This is a genomic window from Zavarzinia sp. (assembly GCF_041650655.1).
Lineage (GTDB): Bacteria > Pseudomonadota > Alphaproteobacteria > Zavarziniales > Zavarziniaceae > Zavarzinia.
This window is the reverse complement of sequence record NZ_JBAZKR010000204.1, coordinates 1-3,654: the sequence shown is the minus strand read 5'-3', so window position 1 is coordinate 3,654 and position 3,654 is coordinate 1. Positions and strand designations below refer to the sequence as shown.

The window sequence follows — 3,654 nt, the reverse complement described above, 5'->3', positions numbered from 1 at the left end:
ACGGCAACAGTCAGAATGGCGGACCAGCGTTCGGTGGAGGCGAGCGAGCCGTCCTGATAGCGGCGCTCGATCCAGGCGATGCGGAAGCTCGACGGCGAGGCGCGGATAACGCTCGACACCTCGACCGCCACCTGTTGCTTGCCGACCTTGGTAAAAGGATCGTTCGACCGGGCGTAGTCGTTGAGGGCGAGCGCGCCGCTCTGGGTCGTGAAGTCGTAGGCGCGCAGCCAGTTCTGGCGCACGATGATCGCGTCGGCGGGAATCGAGCGGACCTGTTCGATGAAGCGCGCCAGGTAGAAGGCGATCTGGGGATCGTTCGGCTGATAGTCGGCCGTCGCCGGCGCAACGGCCTGCGCCTGTCCGAGGCGGTCGACCTGCACCACCCACGGCACGATCGAGCCGTTGGTGGATTGCCAGACCAGCGCGGCGGAAAGGCCCATCGACAGCGCGAGGGAGCCGAAGGCCATGAAGCGCCAGTTGCGGGCCTGCACGCGGGCGGAGCCTATGCGCTCGTCCCAGACCTGGGCGGCGCGTTGATAGGGCGTCTCGGGCTGCGGGGATTTGCCGTAGTGGGTAGCGGGTCGTTTGAACATGGTCAGTCGCCTTCGGAGAGATTGACGGTGGAGCCGGCGCCGTGGCTGTCGCCGCTGCGGACAGCGTGGGCGGCGGCTTGAACGCCGTGCGTCATTTGCTGGGAGCGCTTCATGCGCCTGGCCCAGGCCGGCGGCCCGTCGGTGGTGGAAGCGGCTTGGGAAACGGCTTCGGCTTCGCCGCCGATCGTGCCGGCGGTCGAAGCCCCGCCTGTCGCAGCGAAGGCGGAGCGCGCGCCGGATTGGTAGCTCTGCTTCAAGCTGTCGGCGGCGCGGCCAGCGGCGCGTTTCAGTGGCGAGACGGTGGCCTGTGCGCCCGCGCTGGCGACATTGCGCAGGCCGGATGCGACGGCGGATGCGCCGGTTTGACCGGCTGCACCCAGGCTGTAGGCGGTCGATGCGCCTCCAGCCAAAGCCGCCCCGCCACGGGCGGCGGCGGCAGCGCCGCCCGCAAGAGCCGTGCCGCCGGAAACAGCCGCGCCTGCGGCAGCAGCGCCGGCCGCGATCGCACCGCCCGCGGCCAGGCCGGTTCCGATCGCGGCGCCCGCGCCGAGCTGCGGCCCGCCTGAGACAATGCCGTTGGCGATGCCGGGGCCAAAGATGCCGAGGCCCAGCAGCGACAAGGCGGCGAGCACGATCGCCATCGCGTCGTCGATCGACGGCGTGGCGCCGCCGAAGCCCGTGGTGAACTCGGAGAACAGGGTCGAGCCGATGCCGATGATGACGGCAAGCACCAGCACCTTGATACCGGACGAGATGACGTTGCCGAGCACCCGTTCGGCCATGAAGGCGGATTTGCCGAACAGGCCGAAGGGGATCAGCACGAAGCCGGCCAGGGTGGTCAGCTTGAACTCGATCAGGGTGATGAAGAGCTGGATGGCGAGGATGAAAAAGGCGAGCAGCACTAGCGCCCAGGCGAACAACATGCAGACGATCTGGATGAAGTTCTCGAAGAACGACCAGTAGCCCATCAGGCTGGATATGGAATCGAGCAGCGGCCGTCCGGCGTCGAGGCCGGTTTGCGCCACCTTGCCGGGGCGCAGCAGGTCGGTGACAGTGAAGCTCGTGCCGGACGCCTTCAGGCCGAGGCCGGCGAAGCTCTCGAAGACGATACGGGCGAGATTGTTCCAGTTGCCGATGATGTAGGCGAAAACACCGACGAACAGCGTCTTCTTCACCAGCCGGGCGACGATGTTCTCATCTGCGCCCCAGCTCCAGAACAGGGCGGCGAGCGTCACGTCGATGACGATCAGCGTCGTGGCGATGAAGCCGACTTCCGGTTGCAGAAGGCCGAAGCCGCCATCGATGTAGCTGGTGAAGACCTCGAGGAAATGGTCAATGACGCCGGTGCCGCCCACGATCAGCGCACCTCGGGCCGAGAGGGCTCCGCCTGAATGGCGGGCGTGGCGTCGTCGGGAGCCGCGTCGGCGGGGGCGTTCGGGAACAATGTCGCCGGTCCCGCCGGCGCGGGTGCTGGGGCCGGAGCCGACTGACCGAGGAAACGCTTGCGGTTTTCGTCCCACGCTCGCAGGCAGGACGGATCGCGCGGCCCGGCTTCGCCCATGGCGCTGCACCGCGCCAGCTCCGCGCCGAGCGGATCGCGTTCCGTCACGGTGCGCGTCTGCGCCGTCGGGCTGTTTTGCCGGTCGTCCTTGCGGGTCATCTCGATCGCGGTCGCCGTGACCGCGATCGCGACGAAGACGACAGCGCCGAGGCGCGCGAGGGTCTTGCCGTCCATCGGGTCGCCCTCAGTTGCCGTGGAACATTTGCGCGTTGCCGGGCTGATAGCCGGTTCCCGGCGTCAGGAAGCGGCGGCGCTGTTCGCGGCCCTGTTCGGCGGCGGCGGCCTGTTCGGCCGATTGCAGCGCCTGCGCGCGCCCGTTGGAGGCGATGACGGCGGTGAGGTCGGCGAGCTGCTGGGCCTGGAGGGCGAGGAGCTGGTTGCCGGCCTGTGTCGCCTGCAAGGCGCCCGTCGCCGACTGGCTGGCGCCGACCAGCGCCGACATCTGCGTGCGGTTGGTGTCGATATTGCCGACGACCGTGGCCTGCACACGCATGGCGTCTTGCAGACCGCCCACCGTATTCTGCCAGCGGGTCCTGGCGTCGGCGATCAGTTGCGTGTCCGACGCCGACATCGACACATTGGCGTATTTGGTCTGGAACGCCTGGTCGATCTGCTGGACGTCGTAGGCGATGTTCTGAGCCTGCTGGAGCAGTTGCTGCGTGCGCTGCACCGACTGCTGAAGCTGTTGCAGCGACGAATAGGGCAGGCTCGCCAGATTTCGGGCCTGATTGATGAGCATCTGCGCTTCGTTCTGAAGCGAGGTGATCTGGTTGGTGATCTGCTGAAGGCTACGGGCGGCCGTCAGCACGTTCTGCACATAGTTCGTGGGGTCGAACACGGTCCATTGGGCCTGCGCCGGCGTCGCCAGCATTGGGGTGAGCGCGACTGGGGCGAGGAGCAGCGCGGCGGCGAGCCGCGCCGCGCGGGAGCGAGGCAAGGTCATGGCAGTTTCTCCTTCAGGGTGAGCGTTGGAATGAGGTCGGCCGCCCAGCCGAGATCGCGGTGGCGGAGCCAAGCGACGAGAAAGCCGGCCTGCCCGTGTTCGGCGAGCAGCCGTGCGATCGCGGATTGGTCGGTCTTGGCAGAAGCAGCGCAGAGCGCGAGGGCGACGTCCGACAGCCCCAGCTCAAACAGGCGATTGCCGCGGCGGCTTTGGCAGTAGTAGTCGCGCTTGGGCATGGCCCGCGCGATGATCTCGATCTGACGGTCGTTGAGGCCGAAGCGGCGATAGATCGCGGTGATCTGCGGCTCGATGGCGCGCTCGTTCGGCAGGAGCAGCCGGGTCTGGCAGCTCTCGATGATGACTGGCGCGATGGACGAGCCGTCGATGTCGGAGAGCGATTGCGTGGCGAAGACGACGCTGGCGTTCTTCTTGCGGAGGGTCTTCAGCCATTCGCGGATCTGGCCGGCGAAGCCTTCGTCGTCGAGCGCGAGCCAGCCCTCGTCGATGATGAGAAGGGTCGGCGATCCGTCGAGGCGGTCTTCGATGCGGTGGAAGAG

General features: G+C 67.7%; 4 protein-coding genes and 1 pseudogene. All 5 read right to left on the bottom strand.

Going from position 1 to position 3,654, the window contains the following annotated elements; genetic code table 11:
- Positions 1-599 (bottom strand): conjugal transfer protein TrbF (gene trbF / locus WC493_RS22210; protein WP_373068637.1); only part of this gene is annotated, 599 nt, incomplete at its 3' end.
- Complete coding sequence (gene trbL / locus WC493_RS22205) at positions 596-1,948, bottom strand: P-type conjugative transfer protein TrbL (RefSeq protein WP_373068635.1); 1,353 nt, start codon at positions 1,946-1,948, stop codon at positions 596-598. The genes trbF and trbL, both read right to left, overlap by 4 nt.
- Before the next feature lie 2 nt (positions 1,949-1,950).
- Positions 1,951-2,328 (bottom strand): putative entry exclusion protein TrbK-alt, encoded by a 378-nt coding sequence (gene trbK-alt / locus WC493_RS22200; protein ID WP_102114754.1) that lies wholly within the window; start codon positions 2,326-2,328, stop codon positions 1,951-1,953.
- Positions 2,329-2,338: 10 nt separating this feature from the next.
- Positions 2,339-3,097, bottom strand: coding sequence for a P-type conjugative transfer protein TrbJ (gene trbJ / locus WC493_RS22195; protein ID WP_102114755.1), 759 nt, complete (start codon positions 3,095-3,097; stop codon positions 2,339-2,341).
- Positions 3,094-3,654 (bottom strand): annotated as a pseudogene (locus tag WC493_RS22190) (conjugal transfer protein TrbE); the annotation flags it as partial. The pseudogene WC493_RS22190 and the gene trbJ, both read right to left, overlap by 4 nt.

Coding starts and splice junctions, on each gene's coding strand:
- trbK-alt (WP_102114754.1), bottom strand. CDS start 2,328: ATGGACGGCAAGACCCTCGCGCGCCTCGGCGCTGTCGTCTTCGTCGCG.
- trbJ (WP_102114755.1), bottom strand. CDS start 3,097: ATGACCTTGCCTCGCTCCCGCGCGGCGCGGCTCGCCGCCGCGCTGCTC.